Genomic DNA, 23,122 nt, shown 5'->3' on the forward strand with positions numbered 1-23,122 from the left:
CGCCGGGCCTCACCCCGCCGCGGTGAGGCTCAGCGCGGGCGTGTAGCGCCGTACGCCGCCGCCGGTGACGCCGGGCCAGGTCTGCACCCGCTGCCACAGCGGGGTGGCGGACCCGATCCCGTCGCCGGGGGCGGCGAGCGCCGCCCGGTGCGCGCCGGCGCTCTCCCACTCGGCGTAGTTGAGCACCCGGGTGCCGTCGGTGCCGGTGTGGAAGTGGGCGGCGATGCCGCCGGGGTGCGGGGCGGGCTCGTCGCCCAGCGCGTCGAACACGGCGTCCACCCAGGCGCGTTGACGGTCGGCGTCGGGTCCGTCGAACTCGACGTCCACGACGACGACGCAGCCGGGGATCCGGGTGTCGCCGGGAGCCGCCGTCCCGCTGCGGTAGGGGGTGTACGTGTGCAGGGCGACCCGCTCGATGCCGGGGACGGCGGCGTCGATCTCGGCGTTCCTGTCGTCGCGGTGGGTGCGGACGAAGTGCTGGTACGCCTCCTCGCCGGTCCACTGCGCGTAGTGCAGCAGGGTGTCGCCGTCCTCGCCGGTGTGGACGGTGTACGACAGGAGTCCCCCCGCCGGCCAGTCGCGGGCGTGCCATGCCGTGGCGATGGCCTCGACGGCGGCCTTCTGCCGCTCGGGGGTGCCGACGCGCCAGGTGCTCACCGTGACGACGCCGACGCCGGGGCGGAGCAGGTCGGGGCGGGCGTGGGGCTGGTCGACGACGGTCATGGCGTGTCCTCTCGTGACGCCGCGTCCCGGGGCGGGGCGCGTGCGTACCCGCCATGGTCGAAGATCAAGCGCGGTTGAGGTCAAGAGACGCCGACGGGCGGCTCCGGCCGTGTGGTCCGGAGCCGCCCGTGGCGGGGTTGTCCGCGCGTCAGCCCGGCCAGGTGCCGGTCAGCCGCCGCACCCCCACCGCGCCGGAGCGGTCCACCGCGGCCTTGACCACGGCGAAGATGGCGCCCTGGATGGCGGCGGCCAGGAGGATCTCCTTCCACTCCCGTTCCTCGTCCATCGCGTCCGGGGCGTCGCCGTCGCCGACGGCCGCCCACGCCTTGGCGAACAGCGTGCTCGCCATGGCGCCGCCCGCCATGCCGAGCAGGATGCCCACCGGCCGGTAGAGGAGTTTCTGCTTGCGCTTCTTCTGCTTGGCCATGTCCTGCCGTCACCCCCACTTTCCGCTGCGCCGCAGGCTGTACAGCACGACTCCCGCGACCACCACCGCGGCCACCGCCGCGAGGAGGGGGCGTGAGTGCTCACGCACCGGTTCCGGGGTCTTGTCGTGCACCAGGTGCGCGGCGCGCCTCTTCACGTCCGTCTTGGCCATCAGCTGGTCGATGGTCTCGCCGAGCTCCTGCCGCTTGCGCGCCGCCTCCAGGCGGAGCTCGTCAGGTCCCGGGCTGCGGGCGTTGTCCCGTGTCATCGGTGGACCCTCTCCTTGATCTCGTGGACGTCCGAGCGCACTCCGTCGATCGCCCGCTCCGGCTTGGGCGGCACGGCCCGCTTGAGCTGCGTACGGCCCAGCACGGCGAGCACTCCGGCCAGCGCCAGGAACAGCGCGGTCGCGATGAGGACCGCCAGCCACACGTCGAGTGCGACGGCCAGCGCCGCCGCCACGCTGGCCCACACCCCGATGAGCCCGACATACCCCACCGCCGCGGCGGCGCCCAGCATCCCGCCGCCCTTGCCCGCCCGTTTGCCCTTCTGCATCATCTCGGCCTGCGCGGTGCGCATCTCGGTCTTCACCAGGTCGGAGAGCTGTTCCGACGCCTGCTTCACCAGCTCGCCGACCGACGGTTCTCCGGCCACGCGAATCGCCTCCCATCTCGTACGGGAAGCTCCGGGTACCCCGCCGGGCGGCGCCGTGAACCAGCCAATCCGGCCGTGCGCGGGCGCGGGACAGCCCGCCGGCCGTGAGTGGCCGACGGGCTGCGGGTGTTGTATACGGGCGCTCGCGCGGGGCGGCTCAGGAGCCGACGACGCCGTTGGACCCGAAGACGGCGACGTGCTCCAGGACGTCCTCCATGGGGTCGTCGATCTGCCCGATCGACAGGAGCGTCACGTGGTGGCCGTTGTCGGAGGCGCTGTGCGCCTCGTCCGCGTGGGCGGTCCCGGAGGAGAGTGCGGCCGCCAGCGCCAGCGCGCCCGGAACGACCAGCCGTGCGATCTTCATAGGAACCGTCCCTCGCCCTGCCGGATTGTGTGACCGTGTGCGACCTGTTTATCCACCCGAGTGGCGGAAAGGTCACGCACCATCACACGAATCAGTTGTGGCTGTGGAGGATGTCGTTGAGACCGCCCCAGACCGCGTTGTTCGGCCGGGCCTCGACGGTGCCGGTGACCGAGTTGCGGCGGAACAGGATGTTGGAGGCGCCGGACAGGTCCCGCGCCTTGACGATCTGGCCGTCGGGCATGGTGACCCGGGTGCCGGCGGTGATGTAGAGGCCGGCCTCCACAACGCACTCGTCGCCGAGCGCGATGCCGACGCCCGCCTCGGCGCCGACCAGGCAGCGCTCGCCGACGGAGATGATGACGTTGCCGCCGCCGGAGAGGGTGCCCATGGTGGAGGCACCGCCGCCGATGTCGCTGCCGTCGCCGATGACGACGCCCGCGGAGATGCGGCCCTCGACCATCGAGGTGCCGAGGGTGCCGGCGTTGAAGTTGACGAAGCCCTCGTGCATGACGGTGGTGCCGGCGGCGAGGTGCGCGCCGAGCCGGACGCGGTCGGCGTCGGCGATCCGGACGCCCTTGGGCGCGACGTAGTCCGTCATGCGCGGGAACTTGTCGACGCTGGTGACCTGGAGGTGCAGGCCCTCGGCGCGCGCGTTGAGGCGGACCTTCTCCAGGTCGTCGACGGCGACGGGGCCGAGGGAGGTCCAGGCGACGTTGGCGAGCAGCCCGAAGATGCCGTCCAGGCTCTGCCCGTGCGGCTTGACCAGCCGGTGGCTGAGCAGGTGCAGGCGCAGGTAGGCGTCGTGGGCGTCGATCGGCTTCTCGTCGAGCGAGGCGATGACCGTGCGGACGGCGACGACCTCGACGCCCCGGCGGGCGTCGACACCGACGGCCTTGGCGGCGCCCTCGCCGATCAGGTTGACGGCCTGGTCGGCGGTGAGGCGCTCGGTTCCGGCGGGGCCGGGCTCGGCGACGAGCTCGGGCGCCGGGAACCAGGTGTCGAGGACGGTGCCGTCACCGGCGATGGTGGCGAGGCCGGCGGCGACGGCGCCGGTGGTGCGAGGTGCAGAAGTCATGCCAGAAACCTAACCGGCGCCCGGCCGCCCGGGCGAACCGGTCTCACGTCCCGGTCGCCCGCCCCGGACCCCCGTCCCGGGGCGGACGACCGCGGGCGGGTCAGGGGCGGGTGCCCGCCTTGTCCACGACGCCCCCGTCCACCACGGCGCTGACCGAGATCAGGGTGTCCTTCGTGGTCACCTTGGAGTCGATCATGCCTCCGGCGAGCAGCAGGGTCCGTTCGCCGCGGTACTCGTAGGTCTCCGGGTCGAGGAGCAGTTCCCTGCGCCGGTGGGTCTCCTTGGTGAACTGGTCGTCGGCGTCCGACCAGTGCACGGCGACGGCCGGGCGGCCCAGCGCGTCCTCGGCCGGGTCGGTGCGGATGACGACACCGGGGATCTGCTGGAGCGTCCGGAAGAGCGCCAGGCGGACCTTCGGCGGAAGGTTCTCCAGTTCGGTGAAGGCGAACCAGATCCGGTGGTAGTCGCCGATGTCCGGTCCGGGCGGGTCGCCCTTCGGCATGGTGACGATGCCCTGCAGGGCCCGCATCAGCTCCGGGGGCTCGCTCGGCAGCTTCTCGACCTTGGCCCGTACGTCCTTCGGTGACCCCCAGGGCGACTCCGTGACGAGGGAGTCCAGCCGGCCCGTGCTCAGCGTCCGCCGCTGCTTCCCGCTGGCGTACTGCGTCCAGGTCTCTCCCTCAAGGACGGCATAGGGCTTCCACCCGGGCTCCTTCTCCGTCACCGGGTTGAGGTCGTCGCGGAAGTTGAGAGTCGACTGCCGGGTGACCGTCTTGCGGTAGAGCCACTGTCCGTCGCCCGGTTCCGGTACGGAGGCGTACTCGGCCTTCACGCGCGGCCCGTCCGCCGGCGGGACGGCCTGCGTGACGAGCACCGCCGCGACCGCGACCGCCGTCGCGGCACCGACGGCAGCCAGCCACCGCCGGCCCCGCAGGCGCCGGGGCCGGGCCGCCTCGTCGAGGAGCCGCTGGTGGCCCGGGGCGAGGCGGGCGCGGTCGGGGGCGGGGGCGTCCGCCCGGAAGTCCTGGAGCGTCCGCATCTCATCCATGGCTGGCCTCCTGCACGAAGTCGTGTACGAGCGTGGGGTCGGCGCCGCCCAGCGCGGCCCGCACCTTCCTGCGGGCGCGGTTGAGGCGCGAGCGGACCGTGCCGACGGGGATCGACAGCGCCTCGGCGACCTCCTGGTAGGTGAGGTCCGCCCAGGCGACCAGCAGCAGGACGTGCCGGTCGCCGCCCGAGAGGGACGCGAGCGCGCCGGCCAGCGGGCCGTGGGCGGCCTGGGCGGTGATCCGGTCGTCGGCGTGGTCGACCCAGGACTCGGCGACCGGGTCGTGGCCGGTGCGGGCGAGCGCGTGGAGGGCGCGGACCTCGGTGCGGCGCTGCTTGCCGATCAGGTTGGCGGCTATGCCGTACAGCCAGGGGCGGGCGTTGGCGCGGCCGAGGTCGTAGCGGGAGCGGGCCCGGAAGGCCGCGAGGAAGGTGTCGGCCGTGATGTCGTCGGCCGCCGCGTCGCCCAGGCGCCGGCCGGCGTACCGGTGGATGTCGGCGGCGTGCCGCCGGTAGAGCTCGGCGAAGAGCTCGGGCCGGTCCAGGGACGCGGCGATGACACCGGCGTCGTCCTCGCCGCCGGGCGGGCCGGTCACGGGGTCTCCATCTGTTACGGGCGTGGTCACACCCTCTGTTCCCCGCACGCCCGGAAGGGGTTCACGCGAGCAGTCGCCCCAGCATCTCGCGGGTGCGGTCCTCGTCGTACTCGGCGTCGGTGAGCAGCACCTGGAGGCAGATGCCGTCGATCAGGGCGACCAGCGCGCGGGCGGTGGCGGGGTCGGTGCGGGCGGACAGGGCGGCGACGACGCCGTCGGTCCATTCGGCGACGACCGGGCGCAGGGCGGGGCGGCGCAGGGCGGCGAGGTACAGCTCGTACTCCAGCTCCACGCCGGTGCGGTCGCCGGCCAGCCACTGTCCGGTGAGGCGGGCGAGGCCGGCCGCGAGGTCGGCGCCGGTTCCGGTGAGGGCGGCGCTTCCCCGTACGGCACCGGCGAATCCCTCGCCGGACCGGCGCAGGGCGGCGACGAGCAGTTCGTCGAGGGAGGCGAAGTGGTAGGTGGTGGAGCCGAGGGGCACATCGGCCTCGGCGGCCACCGTGCGGTGGCTGAGTCCGGCGATGCCGCCGCGTCCGACGACCCGGATCGCCGCGTCGATGATGCGCCCGCGCCGGTCGGGGTCGTACCGGCGGGGGGTCATCAGTGGGCTCCTCCCAGATTGAGGACGACCACCCCGACGATGACGAGGGCGATGCCCAGGATCTTGACGGTGCTGGTCGACTCGTCGAGGAAGAGCATGCCGATGGCGGCGACGGCCGCGGTGCCCACTCCGGCCCAGATCGCGTAGGCGGTCCCCACGGACATGGTCTTGAGGGTCTGCGCGAGGAGCGTGAAGGCGAGCACATAGCCGGCGACGGTGATCAGCGAGGGCCACAGCCGGGTGAAGCCGTCGCTGTACTTCATGGCCGTCGTTCCCGCCACCTCGGCCGCGATGGCGGCTGCGAGCAGTCCGTATCCCATGTGTACGAGCGTACACATCGGTTCCGGATAACGTGTGCGCGTCGGATTCGCACATCAGAGCCTCATGCGTAAGTACGAGGGGGACGGGGAGTACATGTCGCAGCACACCGGGTGGGGGCCGCCGCAGGGACCTCCCGCCGGGCCACCGCCGGGACCGTACGGCCGCGGCGGCGGCTACGGCGGCGGCTGGGGCGGCTGGGCGCCGCCGCCCAAGCCTGGGGTGGTGCCGCTGGCCCCGTACGGGGTGATGGAGGTCCTCGGCGGCGCGTTCATGACCCTGGGGCGGCACTGGAAGCAGCTCCTGGGCATCGCGCTGGCCGCCTACGCGGCGGCGCTGGTCGTCTTCGGCGGGGCGCTGGTGCTGGCGTACGTGGCACTGCGCGAGGACGTCGAGCGGCTCGTGGACACGTCCCGGTACGACGCCGACGCCGCCCCCGCCGACTTCGCGCCCCTGGTGGCCGCCTTCATCGGCGTCTACCTCTTCGGGATGCTGGTCCTGCTGACCGCCAACGCCGTGGTGTACGCGAGCTGCCCGGCCGTCCTCCAGGACGCGATCCTCGGCCGCCGGGCCACCATCGGCACGGTGTGGCGGCGCGCCCGGCCCCGGGTCGGGGCGGTCCTGCGGGTCACGCTGCTGATGTGGCTGGTCGCGGCCGTGCCGATGCTGCTGATGGTGCTGGCGTTCACCGCGATCGTGCTCTCGCTGTTCGCCCTCGCCGTGGGCGAGGACGGCGGGTTCGGGTGGCTGCTGGGCCTGGCCGTCCTGGGGCTGCTGGCGACCGGCCCGGTGGCGGTCTGGCTGTGGGTGCGGTTCAGCTTCGCGCCGGCCGTCGCGGTCTTCGAGGGCCAGGGCGCGATCGCCTCCATGACCCGCTCGGCGCGGCTGGTGAGCGGCGACTGGTGGCGGGTCTTCGGGATCTCACTGCTGGGCGCGATCATCGCGGGCCTGGCGGGCTACGCCCTGCAGCTCCCCTTCTCGTTCCTCGAGGGCATCGGCGGGGACGGCTTCGGGGCGGACGGGTTCGGCGACGGCGCGCCGGGCACCGGGACCGCCGTGGCGATCCTGGTGACCGGCCTGGCCTTCGGCCTGGTCGCCCAGATCGTCTCCCAGGTCTTCACCGCCGCCTTCCCCCAGCTGGTCAACGCGCTGATCTACGTCGACCAGCGCATCCGCAGGGAGAACCTGGGCGCGACCCTCGCCGAGGCCGCGGCCGCACCGCCGCAGGGGCCGCTCAGTCCGTGAGGGACGGGAAACGGCCATGACCGCCAGTCTCCCTGGCGGGCATGGCCGTCGCAGCCGGCTTCCGGATCAGACGTTGAAGCCGAGCGCGCGGAGCTGCTCCCGGCCGTCGTCCGTGATCTTGTCCGGGCCCCACGGCGGCATCCAGACCCAGTTGATCTTCAGCTCGTTGACGATGCCGTCCGTCGCGGCCTTCGCCTGGTCCTCGATCACGTCCGTCAGCGGACAGGCCGCCGACGTCAGCGTCATGTCCAGCGTCGCGATGTTGGCGTCGTCGATGTGGATGCCGTAGATGAGGCCCAGGTTGACGACGTCGATGCCCAGCTCGGGGTCGACGACGTCGTACAGGGCCTCACGGACCTCTTCCTCGGACGCCGGCTTGGTGCCGGCCGTCTGGTTCTCGCTCATGCCGTGTTCCTCTCCGCGCCGTCACCCATCGCCTGGGCCGTCGCGTCCTTCCAGGCCATCCAGCTCAGCAGGGCGCACTTCACCCGGGCCGGGTACTTGGAGACGCCGGCGAACGCGACCGCGTCCTCCAGCACCTCTTCCATCGCGTCGTCGGGCTCGATCTTCCCCTTGGACTGCATCAGCTCCAGGAAGGTCTCCTGGATCCGCCGCGCGTCGGCGAGGTCCTTGCCGACGAGCAGCTCGTTCAGCACGGAGGCCGACGCCTGGCTGATGGAGCAGCCCTGACCCTCGTACGACACGTCGGCGACGAGCGACCCGTCGTACTTCACGCGCAGCGTGATCTCGTCGCCGCACGTCGGGTTGACGTGGTGCACCTCGGCGTCGCCGTCCCGCAAGCCCCGCCCGTGCGGGTGCTTGTAGTGGTCCAGGATGACGTCCTGGTACATCGAATCCAGCTTCACGCGTCAGCCCCTCATCCGAAGAAGTTACGGACGTGCTCCAGCCCTTCCACCAGGGCGTCGACCTCGGCGGGAGTGGAGTACAGATAGAACGACGCTCGCGTGGTCGCGGGAATTCCGTACCGCAGGCACACCGGCCGCGCGCAGTGGTGGCCGACCCGGACCGCGATGCCCTGCTCGTCCAGGACCTGGCCCACGTCGTGGGGGTGGATGTCGCCGAGCACGAAGGAGATCGCCGCGCCGCGGTCCTCGGCCGTCACCGGGCCGATGATCCGCAGGTCGGGGACCTCCTGGAGGCGGCGGACCGCGTACTCGGTGATCGCGTGCTCATGAGCGGCGATCTTGTCCATGCCGATCGCGGACAGGTAGTCCACGGCCGCGCCGAGGCCCACGGCCTGCGCGATCGGGGGCGTCCCCGCCTCGAACTTGTGCGGCGCGGGGGCGTAGGTGGACGAGCTCATCGAGACGGTCTCGATCATCTCGCCGCCGCCCAGGAACGGCGGGAGGTCCTCCAGCAGCTCCTGGCGGCCCCAGAGCACGCCGATGCCGGTCGGGCCGCACATCTTGTGGCCGGTGAAGGCCACGAAGTCGGCCTGGAGGGCCTGCACGTCCAGCGGCATGTGCGGGGCGGCCTGCGAGGCGTCGAGCAGCACCAGGGCGCCGACGTCCTGGGCGCGGCGCACTATCGCCTCGACCGGGTTGACGGTGCCCATGATGTTGGAGACCAGCGTGAAGGAGACGATCTTCGTCTTCTCGGTGATGATCTCGTCGATGTTCGACAGGTCGAGGCGGCCGTCGTCGGTGAGGCCGAACCACTTCAGCTTGGCGCCGGTGCGCTGCGAGAGCAGCTGCCACGGGACGATGTTGGAGTGGTGCTCCATCTCCGTGATGACGATCTCGGTGTCCTGGTCGACCCGGTAGGGCTCGTCGGCCCAGCCCAGCATGTTGGCGACCAGGTTGAGCGACTCCGAGGCGTTCTTGGTGAAGATCACCTCGTCGCGGCTGGGCGCGTTGATGAACGCGGCGACCTTGTCGCGCGCACCCTCGTACAGCGCCGTGGCCTCCTCGGCCAGCACGTGCACGCCGCGGTGCACATTGGCGTTGTGCCGCTCGTAGTACTCGCTGACGGCGTCGATGACCTGGCGCGGCGTCTGGGAGGTCGCCGCGTTGTCCAGGTAGACGAGCTTCTTGCCGTCGTGGAGCACCCGGTCGAGGATCGGGAAGTCCTTGCGGAGCGCCTCGGCGTCGAGGAGGCCCGGCAGCTGTGTCACGCGGATGCGCCACCCTTCGTGTACGACGCGTAGCCCTCGGCCTCCAGCTTGTCGGCCAGCTCGGGGCCGCCCGACTCGACGATCCGGCCGCCGGCGAAGACGTGGACGTGGTCCGGCTTGATGTAGCGCAGGATGCGCGTGTAGTGGGTGATCAGCAGGGTGCCGACCTCACCGCTCTCGCGCACGCGGTTGACGCCCTCGGAGACGATGCGCAGCGCGTCGACGTCGAGGCCGGAGTCGGTCTCGTCGAGGACGGCGATCTTCGGCTTGAGCAGCTCCAGCTGGAGGATCTCGTGGCGCTTCTTCTCACCGCCGGAGAAGCCCTCGTTGACGTTCCGCTCGGCGAAGGAGGGGTCCATGTTGAGGCGCTGCATGGCCTCCTTGACCTCCTTCACCCAGGTGCGCAGCTTGGGGGCCTCGCCGCGGACGGCGGTGGCGGAGGTGCGCAGGAAGTTGCTCACCGAGACGCCGGGGACCTCGACCGGGTACTGCATGGCGAGGAAGACGCCGGCGCGGGCGCGCTCGTCGACGGACATCTCCAGGACGTCCTCGCCGTCGAGGGTGACGGTGCCGCCGGTGATCGTGTACTTGGGGTGGCCGGCCAGCGAGTACGCGAGGGTCGACTTGCCGGAGCCGTTGGGGCCCATGATGGCGTGGGTCTCGCCCTGCTTCACGGTCAGGTCGACGCCCTTGAGGATCTCCTTGGTGGCGTTGTCCGCCTCGACGGAGACGTGCAGGTCGCGGATTTCAAGCGTTGCCATGGGTGACTCAGGACTCCTGGGTGACGGAGACGAGCACATCGTCCCCTTCGATCTTTACGGGGTATACGGGGACGGGGCGCGTCGCGGGAAGGCCGGACGGCTTGCCGGTGCGCAGGTCGAAGGCGGACCCGTGCAGCCAGCACTCGATCTGGCAGTCCTCGACCTCGCCCTCCGACAGCGAGACGTTCGCGTGCGAGCAGATGTCGTGGATCGCGAACACCTCGCCCTCGGTCTGGACGACGGAGATGGGCGTGCCGTCGAGTTCCACCCGCTTCGGGGTGTCCTCCTCCAGCTCGCTCAGCCCACAGGCTCGGACGAAGGGCATCAGAGGGACGCCTCCAGCTCGGCCTCGATCTTGGCGATCAGCCGCTCCTCGACATCGGGCAGGCCGATCTGCTGGACCAGCTCGGCGAAGAAGCCGCGGACGACGAGGCGGCGGGCCTCGATCTCCGGGATGCCGCGGGCCATCAGGTAGAAGAGCTGCTCGTCGTCGAAGCGGCCGGTGGCGGAGGCGTGGCCGGCGCCGGCGATCTCGCCGGTCTCGATCTCCAGGTTGGGCACGGAGTCGACCCGGGCACCGTCGGTGAGGACCAGGTTGCGGTTCATCTCGTAGGTGTCGGTGCCCTCGGCCGCGGCCTGGATGAGGACGTCGCCGATCCACACCGCGTGCGCGTCGTCGCCCTGGAGCGCGCCCTTGTAGGCGACGTTGGACGTGCAGTGCGGGGTGTTGTGGTCGACGAGGAGGCGGTGCTCCTGGTGCTGGCCCTTGTCGGTGAAGTACAGGCCGAACAGCTCGGCGGTGCCGCCGGTGGAGGCGTACTTCACGCGCGGGTGGAGGCGGACGACGTCGCCGCCGAAGGTGACGACGACGGACTTGAAGGAGGCGTCGCGGCCGACCAGCGCGTTGTGCTGGGCGACGTGGACGGCCTTCTCGTCCCAGTCCTGGATGGAGACGACGGTGAGCCGGGCGCCGTCGCCGAGGAGGTAGTCGACGTTGGCGGCGAGCACGCCGTCACCGGTGTGGTCGATGACGACGACGGCCTCGGCGAACGCGCCGAGCTCGACGACCTGGTGGCCGAAGGCGGTGCCGCCCTGGCCGTGCACGGTGATCCGGATCGGCTCGGTGAGCACGGTCTCCTTGGGCACCGTGACGACGGACGCCTTCTCGAAGGCCGAGTACGCCTGGGCGGCGACCCGGTCCACGGGCGTGCCGGCCCGGCCGAGCCGCTCGTCGTCGCGGCCGACGGTCTCGACGGTGACGCCCTGGGGCGCCTCCACGTCGACGCGCACCCCGTCGCCGGTGGCGATCGCGGTGCCGTCGTGCAGACCGCGCAGCCGCTCCAGCGGCGTGAACCGCCACTCCTCCTCGCGGCCGTGCGGGACGGGGAAGTCCGCGACGTCGAAGGACGGGGGGGCGCTCATGCGGGTGGCGACGGTGGACTCGGCGGCCACCGCGATGGAGCCGGCGGTGGTGGAGCCCGCCGGGAGATTCTGAGCCTCAGCCATGGCTGTCGGTCTGCTCGCTTTCTGCGTTCGGTGCGTTCGCCGCCGGCGGGGCGGGGCCGGCCGGGGCCGGTCGCCCCGCGGGCGGCTCGCGGGACTCACCCGGGCTCACTCCGGGTGAGCCCGGGGACGTGATCGATACGGCGGGGGGCGGGTCAGCCCACCGCGCCTTCCATCTGCAGCTCGATCAGCCGGTTGAGCTCGAGCGCGTACTCCATGGGCAGCTCCTTGGCGATCGGCTCGACGAAGCCGCGCACGATCATGGCCATGGCCTCGTCCTCCGACAGGCCGCGGCTCATCAGGTAGAAGAGCTGGTCCTCGGAGACCTTGGAGACGGTCGCCTCGTGGCCCATGGACACGTCGTCCTCACGCACGTCGACGTAGGGGTAGGTGTCCGAGCGGGAGATCGTGTCGACCAGCAGCGCGTCGCAGAGCACGTTCGACTTGGAGCCGGGGGCGCCCTCGCCGATCTCGATGAGACCGCGGTAGGAGGTCCGGCCGCCGCCTCGCGCCACCGACTTGGAGACGATGTTGGAGGAGGTGTTGGGGGCCATGTGGACCATCTTGGCGCCGGCGTCCTGGTGCTGGCCCTCGCCCGCGAAGGCGATGGACAGCGTCTCGCCCTTGGCGTGCTCGCCCATCAGGTAGACGGCCGGGTACTTCATCGTCACCTTGGAGCCGATGTTGCCGTCGACCCACTCCATGGTCGCGCCCTCGTAGGCCACGGCACGCTTGGTGACCAGGTTGTAGACGTTGTTCGACCAGTTCTGGATCGTCGTGTAGCGGCAGCGGCCGCCCTTCTTGACGATGATCTCCACGACGGCGCTGTGCAGCGAGTCGGAGGAGTAGATCGGGGCGGTGCAGCCCTCGACGTAGTGGACGTAGGCGTCCTCGTCGACGATGATCAGCGTCCGCTCGAACTGGCCCATGTTCTCGGTGTTGATGCGGAAGTACGCCTGGAGCGGGATCTCCACGTGCACGCCCTTCGGCACGTAGATGAACGAGCCGCCGGACCAGACCGCGGTGTTCAGCGAGGCGAACTTGTTGTCGCCGACCGGGATGACCGTGCCGAAGTACTCCTGGAAGAGCTCCGGGTGCTCCTTGAGCGCGGTGTCGGTGTCCAGGAAGATGACGCCCTGCTCCTCCAGGTCCTCGCGGATCTGGTGGTAGACGACCTCGGACTCGTACTGGGCGGCGACACCGGCGACGAGGCGCTGCTTCTCCGCCTCGGGGATGCCGAGCTTGTCGTAGGTGTTCTTGATGTCCTCGGGCAGGTCCTCCCAGGAGGCGGCCTGCTGCTCGGTGGAGCGGACGAAGTACTTGATGTTGTCGAAGTCGATGCCCGACAGGTCGGAGCCCCAGTTGGGCATGGGCTTCTTGTCGAAGAGGCGCAGACCCTTCAGCCGCAGCTTCAGCATCCACTCGGGCTCGTTCTTCTTCTGCGAGATGTCGCGGACGACAGCCTCGGAGAGACCGCGCTTGGCGGCGGCACCGGCCGCGTCCGAGTCGGCCCAGCCGTACTCGTACCGACCCAGGCCCTCAAGCTCGGGGTGGCTGATCTCGGTGGTCATGCGGGGTTCCTCCCGGCCGTGCTTGCGGATGCTGATGATGTGGTGTGCGGGATGTACGTCGTGCAGACACCGTCGCCGTGGGCGATGGTCGCCAGCCGCTGGACATGCGTGCCGAGCAGCCGGCCGAAGACCTCGGTCTCAGCCTCGCACAGCTGCGGGTACCGCTCGGCGACGTGGGCGACCGGGCAGTGGTGCTGGCACAGCTGCTGCCCGACCGGCGCGTTGCGAGCCGTGGCAGCGTACCCGTCCGCGCTCAGGGCCCTGGCGAGCGCCTCGGCCCGGTCCTCCGGGGCCGCGGCCTCGACGGCCTCGCGGTACGCCTCCGCCTGGGTCTCCATACGGGCCCGGGCGAACGCGGCGACGGCCGCCTCCCCGCCGGCGTTCTCCTCGATCCAGCGCAGGGCGTCGACGGCGAGCGCGTCGTACGACTGGTCGAAGGCGTCCCGGCCGCAGTCCGTCAGGGCGAACACCTTGGCGGGCCGGCCGCGGGTACGCGCGCCGTAGACCCGCTGTTCACGGGCGGCGACGACGTCGTCGGCGACCAGGGCGTCGAGGTGGCGACGGACGGCGGCCTGGGTGAGACCGAGCCGTTTGGCCAGCTCGGCCACGGTGGACGGGCCGTGGTCCAGGATGGAGCGCGCGACCCGGTTGCGCGTGGAGCGCTCCCCGGTCGCGAGTTCCTCCGCTGGAGCCGCGTGGGCCTCGCCGACGTTTTTCACAACGCCATTGTTGCGTAATTCTCCGAAGCCTGACAAGCGAGGTCCCACGGGGTGGACGGTGCCGTGCATCACTAAGGGAAACCTAACCTGACCTGCGCAAACGATCAGGCATGAGCGGCCCGGCGAGCCTCGGTGACCGGGCCTGACCTGCCCGTTTTGCCCGTTCACGGTCACCCGGCCGCCGCAGCGGCGGGGTGGCCCGGCGCACCCGCACGCGGGGCACCCCGGCCCGCTCCTTAGACTTCCGTGCATGGAAAACGAGTCCGCCGTCCGGGTCCGGGGCCTGGTCAAGCGGTACGGAGACAAGACCGCGGTGGACGGCCTCGACCTGGACGTCCGGGCGGGCACCGTGACCGCCGTCCTCGGGCCCAACGGCGCCGGCAAGACCACGACGGTGGAGACCTGCGAGGGTTACCGCCGCCCCGACGCCGGCACGGTCCGCGTCCTGGGCCTCGACCCCGTCGCCGACGCCGCCCGCCTGCGGCCCCGGATCGGCGTGATGCTCCAGTCGGGTGGCGTCTACTCCGGCGCCCGCGCCGCGGAGATGCTCCGCCACATGGCGAAGCTGCACGCGCACCCCCTCGACGTGGACGCCCTGATCGAGCGGCTCGGGCTCGGGTCCTGCGGCCGGACGACGTACCGGCGCCTCTCCGGCGGCCAGCAGCAGCGCCTGGCGCTCGCCATGGCCCTGGTCGGCCGCCCCGAGCTGGTCTTCCTGGACGAGCCGACCGCGGGCCTCGACCCGCAGGCCCGCCGCGCCACCTGGGAGCTGGTCCGCGAGCTGCGCGCCGACGGCGTCACCACCGTGCTGACCACCCACTTCATGGACGAGGCCGAGGAGCTCGCCGACGACGTGGCGATCCTCGACGCCGGGCGGGTCGCCGCCCAGGGCAGCCCCGACGAGCTGTGCCGGGGCGGCGCGGAGAACACCCTCCGCTTCACCGGCCGCCCCGGGCTGGACCTGGGCTCGCTGCTCAAGGCGCTCCCGGACGGCACCGCGGCGGCCGAGCCGGCGCCCGGCACGTACCGCATCAGCGGCACCGTCGACCCGCAGCTGCTGGCCACCGTCACCACCTGGTGCGCGCAGCACGGGGTGATGCCCGACGGGATAGCGGTCGAGCGGCACGCCCTGGAAGACGTCTTCCTCGAACTGACCGGCAAGGAGCTGCGTTCATGAGCGGCGGAACCTTCACGCCCCGGCCCGGCGCCGCCCCGGCCGGGCGGATGATCGCCGCGCAGGCCGCGTTCGAGACGCGGATGCTGCTGCGCAACGGCGAGCAGCTCCTGCTCACCGTGATCATCCCGTCGCTGCTGCTGGTGCTCTTCTCCACGGTCGACATCGTGGACACGGGCGGCGGGAAGGCCGTCGACTTCCTGGCGCCCGGCGTCCTCGCGCTCGCCGTGATGTCGACGGCCTTCACCGGCCAGGCCATCGCCACCGGTTTCGAGCGGCGGTACGGAGTGCTCAAGCGGCTGGGCGCCTCACCGCTCCCCCGCTGGGCGCTGATGACGGCCAAGACCGCGGCCGTCCTGGTCACCGAGGTGCTCCAGGTGGCGCTGCTGACCGTCATCGCGCTGCTGCTGGGCTGGTCCCCGCAGGGCGGTCCGCTCCCGGTGGTGCTGCTGCTCCTGCTGGGCACCGCCGCCTTCTCGGGGCTGGGGCTGCTGATGGCCGGCACGCTGCGCGCCGAGGCGACGCTGGCCGCCGCGAACCTGGTGTTCCTGCTGCTCCTCGTGGGCGGCGGGGTGATCGTGCCGCTGGACAAGTTCCCCGGAGCGGCGCGCGCGGTGCTGGAGCTGCTGCCGATCTCGGCGCTCTCGGACGGGCTGCGGGACGTGCTCCAGGGCGGTTCGGGGATGCCCTGGGGCGCGGCCGGGATCCTCGCCGCCTGGGCGGTGCTGGGGCTGGGCGCGGCGGCCCGCTTCTTCCGCTGGGAGTAGCCCCGCGGCGGGGCCCCCGGCACAGGGGGGCCTCGTGAATCGGTGCACAAGCGGGCGCCTACGATGGTGTCCGTGTTGACCCCCCTCGCCTTCATTGCCCAGCGCTGGACCCCCTCCCCCCGGACCGTCCGGCGCGCCGCGCTCTCCGCCGTGATCATGACCGTGGTCATCATCGTGACGGGCGGCGCCGTCAGGCTTACCGGCTCCGGCCTCGGCTGCGACACCTGGCCCAAGTGCACGGACGACAGCCTGTTCACCACCTCCGAGCAGGGCATCCACGGTGCCATCGAGTTCGGCAACCGGATGCTGACGTATGTGGTGTCGGCGGCCGTGGGCTGGGTCATCGTGGCGTCCCGCGCGGCCAAGCCCCGGCGGCGCGGGCTGAACCGGCTGACCTGGCTGCAGTTCTGGATCGTGGCGCTGAACGCCGTGATCGGCGGCATCACCGTCCACATGGAGCTGAACCCCTGGACGGTGGCGGTCCACTTCCTCGCGGCCAACGCGCTGCTGACGGTGACCACCGTCACCTGGGTACGGGCCGGCGAGGGCGACGGCCCGGCCCGCCCGCGGGTGCCGTCCCCGGTGCGGAAGCTGGGCCTGGCCCTGATGGTGCTGGCCGGCCTGCTGGTCGCGGCGGGCACCACGGTGACCGGCTCGGGCAAGCACGCGGGGGACAGCAGCGACGTGCCGCGGATGCCGTTCGACTACACCTCGGTCGCCCAGGTGCACGCCCTGTTCGCCTGGGGCGTGTGCGCGCTGGCGCTGGCGATGTTCTTCGCGCTGCGGGTGGTGGACGCCCCCGACGACACCCGGCGGCGCGCCCGCGACCTGCTGCTGGTGCTGCTGGCGCAGGGCGGGATCGGGTACGTGCAGTACTTCACGGGCGTCCCGGAGGTCCTGGTGGGCCTGCACATGCTGGGCTCGTCCCTGATGTGGATCGCGGTGCTCCGCCTGGTGCTGAGCCTGCGCGAGCGCCCCTCGGACGTCCCCGGCGCGGCGGTCCCGGCCCAGGCGCCGGACGCGGAGCTCAGCCCGGCGGCGCGGCCGGCGTAGCCGGGGCCAGCTCCTCCAGCCGGTACACGCGCCGGGCGTTGCCCGCGCAGATCAGGCCGGCCACCCGCTGGGCGTCGGTGCGGGACCAGGCGCCGTCGCGCACCCACCCGGCCAGCACCCGGGTGAGCGCCTCGCGGAACACCGAGGCGCCCACCACGTGCAGCTCGGGCAGCCCGCGCGCCCCGCTGGAGAACAGCAGCTTGCCGAACGGCGCCAGCTCCAGGGTCTCCGCCAGGACGGCCGCCGCCCGGGCGCCGGTCCGCGCGAGCGCGGGCCCCAGATCGGCGTACACGTGCGGGAACACGCTCGCCAGGTGGGCGGCCTGCCGGTGGTGCGGGTAGCCGTGCAGCAGCACCAGGTCGGTGCCGAGCCCCGCGGTGGCCGCCGCGAAGTCGCCGAGGGACACGGGGTCGTCGTCGCCCAGGTGCAGCTGGAGGGGGCGCCCGGAGGAGACGGCGATCCACAGCAGGTGCCGCAGCAGGACCGGGTCGGTGAGCGCCCCGCCCGCGCGGCGGCCCGCGAGCCAGCGCCCGGCCGCGCCCCGCACCTCGCCGGGCCCGGGCGGCGCGGGCGCGAGGGCGAGCCCGTGGCGCACCGCCGCGACCGAGGTGAAGGCGGCGGCGGAGAGGGCCGCGCCGTGGACGGCCTCGGCGAGGTTGGCGAGCAGCGAGTCGACGGTGCCGGAGGTGTCCGCGACCTGCTGGGCGAGCAGCTCCAGGCGGACGATCTCATGGGCCCGGGCGTCCCCGGCGGCGGCGGTCTCGGCGGGGCCGGTGAGGTCGCCGGGCAGGCCGGTCTCCACGAGGTAGGTGGAGATGCCGGTGGCGCGCAGCAGCAGCCGGCCGGAGCGCAGCACGCCCAGCTCACGGCGGCGGGCCAGGTAGCGGGCGGGCGGGCAGTGCGGTTCGAGGCCGAGCAGGGGCGGGCACCAGCGGCGTACGGCGAAGCCGGTCTGGGTGTCGAAGAAGGTGGTCCCGGCGGCGGGCGGCCCGGCGGCCCGGCCGAGCAGGGTCTCGAAGGTGCCCAGCCCCAGCTCCGTGCGGAGCACCCCGTGGCAGTACTGGTCCACCAGCGTCGGGGTGTCGATCATGCGGGGGCTCCCTGCGGTGGACGGACCGTCACAGGGCCTAACGGGTGACCCCCGCACAAGGTGTTGCCTCAGCCGGCGGACGTCCCGGTGCCGTTCGACGCGGGCTTGTCGTCAGCGGCGGGCTTCTCCTCCGAAGCGGCTTCGGGGGCGGGCTCGGACGCGGCCTCCGCAACGGCTTCGGGGGCGGGCTCCGGCGCCGGCTTCTCCTCCGAAACAGGCTCCGGCGTGGCCTCCGGAGCGGGCTTCACCTCCGCGGCGGGCTCCGGGGCGGCCTCCGGCGCGGGCGCCGGGCCGTTGGAGGGGCCGCCGACCTGGATGCCCGCCATGCGGGTCCACTCGTAGGGGCCGGTGCGGACCCGGGCCGCGAAGTCGCCGTCGAACTCCTCGTGGAGGGTGAGGCCGGCCTTCCGCGCGGCGCTCTCGGCGATCGCGTGCGTGGGGGCGACGAGGTCGCCCCAGCCGCCGTCCTGGCCGACGAGCACGATGCGGGTGCCCATCTGGCCGAGGTGGGCGAGCTGCCCCTCGGCGCCGCCGTGCTCCTTGGAGAACGCCTGGATCTGCTTGGCGAGCTTCGCGGCCCTGCGCTCGGCCCCGGCCGCCGCCTGCGTGGTGTCGCCCTGCGTGGTGTCTGCCATGGACAGGATGCTACTCGCGGGTAGATCGACTGGCGACGGGCGGGCCGCGTGGCTTTGACCACGCGGCCCGCCCGTAGGCGGATCAGGCCCCGCTCAGCGCAGGAAGGGGTCCACGGCCACCGCCACGAACAGCAGCGACACATAGGTGATCGACCAGTGGAAGAGGCGCATCTCCTTGAGCTTGCCGCCCGTCTCACCGGCCTTGGCGCGGTTCTGCAGGGCGTGCGCCTCCCAGAGCCACCAGCCGCCGGTCGCCAGCGCCACGGCGGTGTAGAACCAGCCGGTGTAGCCGAGCGGCGTCAGCAGCAGGGAGACGGCGACCATCACCCAGCTGTAGAGGACGATCTGGCGGGCCACCACCTTGTTGGAGGCGACCACGGGAAGCATGGGCACGCCCACGCGCGCGTAGTCCTCCTTCACCTTCATCGACAGCGGCCAATAGTGCGGCGGCGTCCAGAAGAAGATGACCAGGAAGAGGATGACCGCGGCCCAGGACATCGAGTCCGTCACCGCGGACCAGCCGATGAGCACCGGCATGCAGCCGGCGATGCCGCCCCACACGATGTTCTGCGCGGTGCGCCGCTTCAGGATCATCGTGTAGACGACGACGTAGAAGAGGAGCGCGCCGAGCGACAGCCAGGCGGACAGCCAGTTGACGAGGAGCCCGAACCAGAGCGTGGAGACGACGGCGAGGGTCAGGCCGAAGACCAGGCCCTCGCGCGGCGAGACCATTCCGGTGACCAGGGGCCGCTGCGACGTACGGTCCATCAGGGCGTCGATGTCGCGGTCGATGTACATGTTCAGGGCGTTGGCGCCGCCGGCCGACAGGTAGCCGCCGAGGCAGGTGGCTAGCACCAGCCACAGGTCGGGCACGCCCTGCTCGGCCAGGAACATGACGGGCACCGTCGTGATCAGGAGCAGCTCGATGATCCGCGGCTTCGTCAGTGCCACGAAGCCCTTGACGCGGGCCCCGAATGGCCGCTTCCCCGTGCTCCTGTCGAGCACACCCGCCGGACGGGATTCGACGGCCGTCACGCACACCCCTGACAGAGACATCCCAGCGAGCCGCTCCGGACGAAGGGGGCCACGAGGCCGTGAGGGCCCGGTAAGGACTCGCGCGTACCACGCCACTCTAGACGTTGCCCATACCTCGCCCTCCCCGGGGGTCGGTCGTGTTGGAGAGGGCACCGCAAAGGGTGGTTTCCACGCTCGGATGAGCGATCGGATGAGCGGCTCCGTATTCACTTGCCGAATGCCGTACAGCCCAGTCAGGAGGCGGATCCCGGTGGATCCCGGCACTCTGGAACGACTCGAAAAAATGCGCGTTCTCACGGGGGTAGGCTCGACAGCGGCCGGTGGGATCTACGTCACCGGCATTCGACATGTGGAGAGGAGCCCTGACCCAGGGTGAGCACCAAGCCGACCACCACAGACCTCGAGTGGACCGAGTTGGACCAGCGGGCCGTCGACACCGCCCGCATCCTGGCCGCCGACGCCGTACAGAAGGTCGGCAACGGCCATCCCGGTACGGCCATGAGCCTGGCCCCGGCCGCGTACACCCTCTTCCAGAAGGTGATGCGGCACGACCCCTCGGACGCCGACTGGACCGGGCGCGACCGTTTCGTGCTGTCCGCCGGGCACTCGTCCCTGACGCTGTACACCCAGCTGTACCTGGCCGGCTTCGGCCTGGAGCTGGACGACCTGAAGGCCTTCCGGACCTGGGGCTCGAAGACCCCGGGCCACCCGGAGTACGGCCACACGGTCGGCGTCGAGACGACGACCGGGCCGCTGGGCCAGGGCGTGGCCAACGCCGTGGGCATGGCCATGGCCGCCCGCTACGAGCGCGGCCTGTTCGACCCCGAGGCGGCGCCCGGCACCTCGCCGTTCGACCACTTCGTCTTCTGCATCGCCGGTGACGGCTGCCTCCAGGAGGGCATCTCCGCCGAGGCGTCCTCGACCGCCGGGCACCAGAAGCTCGGGAACCTGGTCCTGCTGTGGGACGACAACCACATCTCGATCGAGGGCGACACGGAGACCGCGGTCTCCGAGGACACGATGCAGCGGTACGAGGCGTACGGCTGGCACGTGCAGCGGGTGGAGCCCCAGGAGAACGGCGACCTCGACCCCGAGGCCCTCTTCCGCGCGATCCAGGCCGCCAAGGCCGAGACCTCGCGTCCGTCGTTCATCGCGATGCGCTCGATCATCGCCTGGCCGGCGCCCAACGCGCAGAACACCGAGGCCGCGCACGGCTCGGCGCTCGGCGACGAGGAGGTCGCGGCCACCAAGCGCGTCCTGGGCTTCGACCCCGAGAAGACGTTCGAGGTCTCGGACGAGGTCATCGGCCACACCCGCCGGGCCCTCGACCGCGGCCGTGAGGCCCGCGCCGAGTGGGAGAAGAAGTTCCAGGAGTGGCGGTCCGCCAACCCGGAGCGCGCGGCCGAGTTCGACCGCGTCGCCGCGGGCGAGCTGCCCACCGGCTGGGAGGAGAAGCTCCCGGTCTTCGAGACCGGTAAGGGCGTCGCCACCCGGGCCGCCTCCGGCAAGGTGCTCCAGGCGCTGGGCGCGGTGATCCCCGAGCTGTGGGGCGGCTCCGCCGACCTGGCCGGCTCGAACAACACGACGATCGACAAGACGTCGTCGTTCCTGCCGGTGGGCAACCCGCTGCCGGAGGCCGACCCGTACGGCCGCACGATCCACTTCGGCATCCGCGAGCACGCCATGGCCGCGGAGATGAACGGCATCGCGCTGCACGGCAACACCCGCATCTTCGGCGGCACCTTCCTGGTGTTCTCCGACTACATGCGCAACGCCGTGCGCCTCTCCGCGCTGATGCACCTGCCGGTGACGTACGTGTGGACGCACGACTCCATCGGCCTGGGCGAGGACGGCCCGACCCACCAGCCGGTCGAGCACCTGGCCTCGCTGCGCGCCATCCCCGGGCTGAACGTGGTCCGCCCGGCCGACGCCAACGAGACGGCGATCGCCTGGCGCGAGATCCTCCGCCGCTGGACCAAGGAGTTCGGCAAGGGCGCCCCGCACGGCATGGCGCTGACCCGCCAGGGCGTTCCCACCTACGAGTGGAACGACGACGCCGCCCGCGGTGGCTATGTGCTGTTCGAGGCGGCCGGCTCCGACGGGCAGGACACCGAGCCGCAGGTCGTGCTGATCGGTACGGGCTCCGAGGTGCATGTGGCCGTGGAGGCGCGTGAGCAGCTCCAGGCCGCCGGCGTTCCGACCCGTGTGGTGTCGATGCCGTGCGTGGAGTGGTTCGAGCAGCAGGACCAGGGGTACCGGGATGCGGTGCTGCCTCCGTCGGTGAGGGCGCGGGTCGCGGTCGAGGCGGGCATCGGGCTCACCTGGCACCGGTACGTCGGCGACGCGGGGCGCATCGTCTCGCTGGAGCACTTCGGTGCCTCGGCCGACGGCAAGGTGCTCTTCCGGGAGTTCGGTTTCACCCCGGAGGCGGTCGCCGCCGCCGCCCGGGAATCCCTCGACGCCGCGGCGCGCTGACGCCGTACAGGAACTAGTAGGAGATGCAACTCTCATGACAGACGCACTCAAGCGCCTCTCCGACGAAGGCGTCGCGATCTGGCTGGACGACCTGTCCCGCAAGCGGATCACCTCGGGCAACCTGGCCGAGCTGATCGACCAGCAGCACGTGGTGGGTGTCACCACCAACCCGTCGATCTTCCAGAAGGCGATCTCGCAGGGCGACGGCTACGACACGCAGCTCACGGACCTGGCGGCCCGTGAGGTGACCGTCGAGGAAGCCATCCGCATGATCACGACGGCGGACGTCCGGGACGCCGCCGACATCCTGCGCCCGGTGTTCGACGCGACGCAGGGCCAGGACGGCCGGGTGTCGATCGAGGTCGACCCGCGCCTGGCGCACAACACCAGGGCGACGGTCGCCGAGGCCAAGCAGCTGGCGTGGCTGGTGGACCGGCCGAACACCCTGATCAAGATCCCGGCCACCGAGGCGGGTCTGCCGGCGATCACCGAGGTCATCGGCCTCGGCATCAGCGTCAATGTGACGCTGATCTTCTCGCTCGAGCGCTACCGCGCGGTCATGGACGCCTACCTGGCCGGTCTGGAGAAGGCCAAGGAGCGCGGCCTTGACCTGTCGAAGATCCACTCGGTGGCGTCCTTCTTCGTGTCCCGGGTGGACACCGAGATCGACAAGCGGCTGGACGGCATCGGCACCGACGAGGCCAAGGCGCTGCGCGGCAGGGCCGCCCTCGCCAACGCGCGTCTGGCGTACGAGGCGTACGAGGAGGTCTTCTCCTCCGAGCGCTGGGCGGCCCTGGACAAGGCGCAGGCCAACAAGCAGCGCCCGCTGTGGGCCTCGACGGGCGTGAAGGACCCGGCGTACAAGGACACGCTGTACGTCGACGAGCTGGTCGCGCCGGGCACGGTGAACACCATGCCGGAGGCGACGCTCGAGGCGACCGGCGACCACGGTGAGATCACCGGCAACACCGTCGCCGGTACGTACGACCAGGCACGTGCCGACCTGGCGGCCCTTGAGAAGCTGGGCATCGGCTACGACGAGGTCGTGCAGCTGCTGGAGGACGAGGGCGTCGAGAAGTTCGAGGCGTCCTGGAACGACCTGCTCAAGTCGACCGAGGCGGAGCTCAAGCGCCTCGCCCCTTCGGAGGCGTAACCC

26 protein-coding genes and 1 pseudogene are annotated in these 23,122 nt (G+C 71.8%); 6 read left to right on the forward strand and 21 right to left on the reverse strand.

Annotated features, from left to right (window positions below; genetic code table 11):
• Positions 1-9 precede the first annotated feature (9 nt).
• The 10 genes from ACF08D_RS05855 to ACF08D_RS05900 form a co-directional block, all read right to left on the reverse strand.
• Positions 10-723 carry an antibiotic biosynthesis monooxygenase gene (locus ACF08D_RS05855; RefSeq protein ID WP_392221316.1) on the reverse strand — a complete coding sequence of 238 codons (714 nt, stop codon included), beginning with the start codon at positions 721-723 and terminating at the stop codon, positions 10-12.
• Positions 724-871: 148 nt separating this feature from the next.
• A complete protein-coding gene (locus ACF08D_RS05860) occupies positions 872-1,150 on the reverse strand; it encodes a DUF4235 domain-containing protein (RefSeq protein WP_392221317.1) in 279 nt (92 codons plus the stop codon).
• A gap of 9 nt (positions 1,151-1,159) precedes the next feature.
• On the reverse strand, positions 1,160-1,417 hold the full coding sequence (locus ACF08D_RS05865) for a DUF3618 domain-containing protein (RefSeq protein WP_392221318.1): 258 nt from the start codon (positions 1,415-1,417) through the stop codon (positions 1,160-1,162).
• A complete protein-coding gene (locus ACF08D_RS05870) occupies positions 1,414-1,803 on the reverse strand; it encodes a phage holin family protein (protein ID WP_392221319.1) in 390 nt (129 codons plus the stop codon). Before ACF08D_RS05870 ends, ACF08D_RS05865 begins: the two co-directional genes overlap by 4 nt.
• A gap of 157 nt (positions 1,804-1,960) precedes the next feature.
• On the reverse strand, positions 1,961-2,167 hold the full coding sequence (locus ACF08D_RS05875) for a hypothetical protein (RefSeq protein ID WP_392221320.1): 207 nt from the start codon (positions 2,165-2,167) through the stop codon (positions 1,961-1,963).
• 91 nt (positions 2,168-2,258) lie between these two features.
• Positions 2,259-3,242 carry a 2,3,4,5-tetrahydropyridine-2,6-dicarboxylate N-succinyltransferase gene (gene dapD, locus ACF08D_RS05880; RefSeq protein WP_392221321.1) on the reverse strand — a complete coding sequence of 328 codons (984 nt, stop codon included), beginning with the start codon at positions 3,240-3,242 and terminating at the stop codon, positions 2,259-2,261.
• A 100-nt stretch (positions 3,243-3,342) separates the two neighbouring features.
• Positions 3,343-4,290 (reverse strand): hypothetical protein, encoded by a 948-nt coding sequence (locus ACF08D_RS05885; RefSeq protein ID WP_392221322.1) that lies wholly within the window; start codon positions 4,288-4,290, stop codon positions 3,343-3,345.
• Positions 4,283-4,885, reverse strand: coding sequence for an RNA polymerase sigma factor (locus ACF08D_RS05890; protein ID WP_392221323.1), 603 nt, complete (start codon positions 4,883-4,885; stop codon positions 4,283-4,285). The genes ACF08D_RS05885 and ACF08D_RS05890 overlap by 8 nt, the downstream gene beginning before the upstream one ends.
• A gap of 61 nt (positions 4,886-4,946) precedes the next feature.
• Positions 4,947-5,486, reverse strand: coding sequence for a TetR/AcrR family transcriptional regulator (locus ACF08D_RS05895; RefSeq protein WP_392221324.1), 540 nt, complete (start codon positions 5,484-5,486; stop codon positions 4,947-4,949).
• On the reverse strand, positions 5,486-5,824 hold the full coding sequence (locus tag ACF08D_RS05900; protein ID WP_392221325.1) for a DMT family transporter: 339 nt from the start codon (positions 5,822-5,824) through the stop codon (positions 5,486-5,488). Before ACF08D_RS05900 ends, ACF08D_RS05895 begins: the two co-directional genes overlap by 1 nt.
• Positions 5,825-5,870: 46 nt before the next feature.
• Between ACF08D_RS05900 and ACF08D_RS05905 the strand changes: the two genes are divergently transcribed.
• Complete coding sequence (locus tag ACF08D_RS05905; RefSeq protein WP_392221326.1) at positions 5,871-7,049, forward strand: hypothetical protein; 1,179 nt, start codon at positions 5,871-5,873, stop codon at positions 7,047-7,049.
• A 66-nt stretch (positions 7,050-7,115) separates the two neighbouring features.
• Here ACF08D_RS05905 and ACF08D_RS05910 read toward each other — a convergent pair whose 3' ends face one another.
• The 8 genes from ACF08D_RS05910 to ACF08D_RS05945 all read right to left on the reverse strand — a co-directional run bounded on the left by ACF08D_RS05910 (position 7,116) and on the right by ACF08D_RS05945 (position 13,737).
• Positions 7,116-7,454, reverse strand: a complete 339-nt coding sequence (locus ACF08D_RS05910) for a metal-sulfur cluster assembly factor (RefSeq protein WP_392221327.1) — start codon at positions 7,452-7,454, stop codon at positions 7,116-7,118.
• Positions 7,451-7,915: a Fe-S cluster assembly sulfur transfer protein SufU gene (sufU, locus tag ACF08D_RS05915; RefSeq protein ID WP_392221328.1), complete on the reverse strand. Its 465-nt coding sequence runs from the start codon at positions 7,913-7,915 to the stop codon at positions 7,451-7,453. The genes ACF08D_RS05910 and sufU overlap by 4 nt, the downstream gene beginning before the upstream one ends.
• An 11-nt stretch (positions 7,916-7,926) precedes the next feature.
• The gene (locus tag ACF08D_RS05920) at positions 7,927-9,183 is read right to left on the reverse strand and encodes a cysteine desulfurase (protein WP_392221329.1); all 1,257 of its coding nucleotides are present in this window, start codon (positions 9,181-9,183) and stop codon (positions 7,927-7,929) included.
• The gene (sufC, locus tag ACF08D_RS05925; RefSeq protein ID WP_392221330.1) at positions 9,180-9,944 is read right to left on the reverse strand and encodes a Fe-S cluster assembly ATPase SufC; all 765 of its coding nucleotides are present in this window, start codon (positions 9,942-9,944) and stop codon (positions 9,180-9,182) included. The genes ACF08D_RS05920 and sufC overlap by 4 nt, the downstream gene beginning before the upstream one ends.
• Positions 9,945-9,951: 7 nt before the next feature.
• Positions 9,952-10,269, reverse strand: coding sequence for a non-heme iron oxygenase ferredoxin subunit (locus ACF08D_RS05930; protein WP_126883593.1), 318 nt, complete (start codon positions 10,267-10,269; stop codon positions 9,952-9,954).
• Positions 10,269-11,450, reverse strand: coding sequence for a Fe-S cluster assembly protein SufD (gene sufD, locus ACF08D_RS05935; RefSeq protein WP_392221331.1), 1,182 nt, complete (start codon positions 11,448-11,450; stop codon positions 10,269-10,271). Before sufD ends, ACF08D_RS05930 begins: the two co-directional genes overlap by 1 nt.
• A 152-nt stretch (positions 11,451-11,602) precedes the next feature.
• Complete coding sequence (gene sufB / locus ACF08D_RS05940) at positions 11,603-13,018, reverse strand: Fe-S cluster assembly protein SufB (protein WP_392221332.1); 1,416 nt, start codon at positions 13,016-13,018, stop codon at positions 11,603-11,605.
• Positions 13,015-13,737: a helix-turn-helix transcriptional regulator gene (locus ACF08D_RS05945; protein WP_392221333.1), complete on the reverse strand. Its 723-nt coding sequence runs from the start codon at positions 13,735-13,737 to the stop codon at positions 13,015-13,017. The genes sufB and ACF08D_RS05945 overlap by 4 nt, the downstream gene beginning before the upstream one ends.
• A 250-nt stretch (positions 13,738-13,987) precedes the next feature.
• Here ACF08D_RS05945 and ACF08D_RS05950 point away from each other — a divergent pair, with 250 nt between their 5' ends.
• The 3 genes from ACF08D_RS05950 (at position 13,988) to ACF08D_RS05960 (ending at position 16,731) form a co-directional block, all read left to right on the forward strand.
• Positions 13,988-14,914 carry an ABC transporter ATP-binding protein gene (locus ACF08D_RS05950; protein ID WP_392221334.1) on the forward strand — a complete coding sequence of 309 codons (927 nt, stop codon included), beginning with the start codon at positions 13,988-13,990 and terminating at the stop codon, positions 14,912-14,914.
• Entirely contained in the window at positions 14,911-15,678 is a 768-nt protein-coding gene (locus tag ACF08D_RS05955) for an ABC transporter permease (protein ID WP_392221335.1), read from the forward strand. Before ACF08D_RS05950 ends, ACF08D_RS05955 begins: the two co-directional genes overlap by 4 nt.
• 63 nt (positions 15,679-15,741) lie before the next feature.
• A complete protein-coding gene (locus tag ACF08D_RS05960) occupies positions 15,742-16,731 on the forward strand; it encodes a heme A synthase (RefSeq protein WP_392221336.1) in 990 nt (329 codons plus the stop codon).
• Here the strand turns inward: ACF08D_RS05960 and ACF08D_RS05965 are convergent.
• The 3 genes and pseudogenes from ACF08D_RS05965 to ACF08D_RS05975 form a co-directional block, all read right to left on the reverse strand.
• Positions 16,706-17,821 carry an amidohydrolase gene (locus ACF08D_RS05965; RefSeq protein ID WP_392221337.1) on the reverse strand — a complete coding sequence of 372 codons (1,116 nt, stop codon included), beginning with the start codon at positions 17,819-17,821 and terminating at the stop codon, positions 16,706-16,708. The two genes, ACF08D_RS05960 and ACF08D_RS05965, sit on opposite strands and share 26 nt — an antisense overlap.
• Before the next feature lie 293 nt (positions 17,822-18,114).
• A pseudogene (locus tag ACF08D_RS05970) lies at positions 18,115-18,456 on the reverse strand (hypothetical protein); the annotation flags it as partial.
• Positions 18,457-18,549: 93 nt separating this feature from the next.
• Positions 18,550-19,491 (reverse strand): heme o synthase, encoded by a 942-nt coding sequence (locus ACF08D_RS05975; RefSeq protein ID WP_392221338.1) that lies wholly within the window; start codon positions 19,489-19,491, stop codon positions 18,550-18,552.
• 372 nt (positions 19,492-19,863) lie between these two features.
• On the opposite strand from ACF08D_RS05975, the gene tkt reads away from it, so the two are divergent.
• Both tkt and tal read left to right on the forward strand, forming a co-directional pair.
• On the forward strand, positions 19,864-21,966 hold the full coding sequence (gene tkt, locus ACF08D_RS05980; RefSeq protein ID WP_392221339.1) for a transketolase: 2,103 nt from the start codon (positions 19,864-19,866) through the stop codon (positions 21,964-21,966).
• Between the two features lie 34 nt (positions 21,967-22,000).
• Positions 22,001-23,119 carry a transaldolase gene (tal, locus tag ACF08D_RS05985; RefSeq protein ID WP_392221340.1) on the forward strand — a complete coding sequence of 373 codons (1,119 nt, stop codon included), beginning with the start codon at positions 22,001-22,003 and terminating at the stop codon, positions 23,117-23,119.
• Positions 23,120-23,122 lie beyond the last annotated feature (3 nt).

It is taken from the genome of Streptomyces sp. NPDC015131, assembly GCF_043079975.1.
Classification (GTDB): Bacteria; Actinomycetota; Actinomycetes; order Streptomycetales; family Streptomycetaceae; genus Streptomyces.

Bases quoted from the DNA above. Each gene is read 5' to 3' on its own strand.
- ACF08D_RS05875 (WP_392221320.1), bottom strand. From the start codon at position 2,167: ATGAAGATCGCACGGCTGGTCGTTCCGGGCGCGCTGGCGCTGGCGGCC.
- ACF08D_RS05960 (WP_392221336.1), top strand. From the start codon at position 15,742: ATGGTGTCCGTGTTGACCCCCCTCGCCTTCATTGCCCAGCGCTGGACC.
- tal (WP_392221340.1), top strand. From the start codon at position 22,001: ATGACAGACGCACTCAAGCGCCTCTCCGACGAAGGCGTCGCGATCTGG.
- ACF08D_RS05910 (WP_392221327.1), bottom strand. From the start codon at position 7,454: ATGAGCGAGAACCAGACGGCCGGCACCAAGCCGGCGTCCGAGGAAGAG.
- sufB (WP_392221332.1), bottom strand. From the start codon at position 13,018: ATGACCACCGAGATCAGCCACCCCGAGCTTGAGGGCCTGGGTCGGTAC.
- ACF08D_RS05930 (WP_126883593.1), bottom strand. From the start codon at position 10,269: ATGCCCTTCGTCCGAGCCTGTGGGCTGAGCGAGCTGGAGGAGGACACC.
- ACF08D_RS05855 (WP_392221316.1), bottom strand. From the start codon at position 723: ATGACCGTCGTCGACCAGCCCCACGCCCGCCCCGACCTGCTCCGCCCC.
- dapD (WP_392221321.1), bottom strand. From the start codon at position 3,242: ATGACTTCTGCACCTCGCACCACCGGCGCCGTCGCCGCCGGCCTCGCC.
- ACF08D_RS05900 (WP_392221325.1), bottom strand. From the start codon at position 5,824: ATGTGTACGCTCGTACACATGGGATACGGACTGCTCGCAGCCGCCATC.
- ACF08D_RS05965 (WP_392221337.1), bottom strand. From the start codon at position 17,821: ATGATCGACACCCCGACGCTGGTGGACCAGTACTGCCACGGGGTGCTC.
- ACF08D_RS05905 (WP_392221326.1), top strand. From the start codon at position 5,871: ATGCGTAAGTACGAGGGGGACGGGGAGTACATGTCGCAGCACACCGGG.
- ACF08D_RS05955 (WP_392221335.1), top strand. From the start codon at position 14,911: ATGAGCGGCGGAACCTTCACGCCCCGGCCCGGCGCCGCCCCGGCCGGG.
- ACF08D_RS05860 (WP_392221317.1), bottom strand. From the start codon at position 1,150: ATGGCCAAGCAGAAGAAGCGCAAGCAGAAACTCCTCTACCGGCCGGTG.
- sufD (WP_392221331.1), bottom strand. From the start codon at position 11,450: ATGGCTGAGGCTCAGAATCTCCCGGCGGGCTCCACCACCGCCGGCTCC.
- ACF08D_RS05895 (WP_392221324.1), bottom strand. From the start codon at position 5,486: ATGACCCCCCGCCGGTACGACCCCGACCGGCGCGGGCGCATCATCGAC.
- ACF08D_RS05865 (WP_392221318.1), bottom strand. From the start codon at position 1,417: ATGACACGGGACAACGCCCGCAGCCCGGGACCTGACGAGCTCCGCCTG.
- ACF08D_RS05885 (WP_392221322.1), bottom strand. From the start codon at position 4,290: ATGGATGAGATGCGGACGCTCCAGGACTTCCGGGCGGACGCCCCCGCC.
- sufC (WP_392221330.1), bottom strand. From the start codon at position 9,944: ATGGCAACGCTTGAAATCCGCGACCTGCACGTCTCCGTCGAGGCGGAC.
- ACF08D_RS05950 (WP_392221334.1), top strand. From the start codon at position 13,988: ATGGAAAACGAGTCCGCCGTCCGGGTCCGGGGCCTGGTCAAGCGGTAC.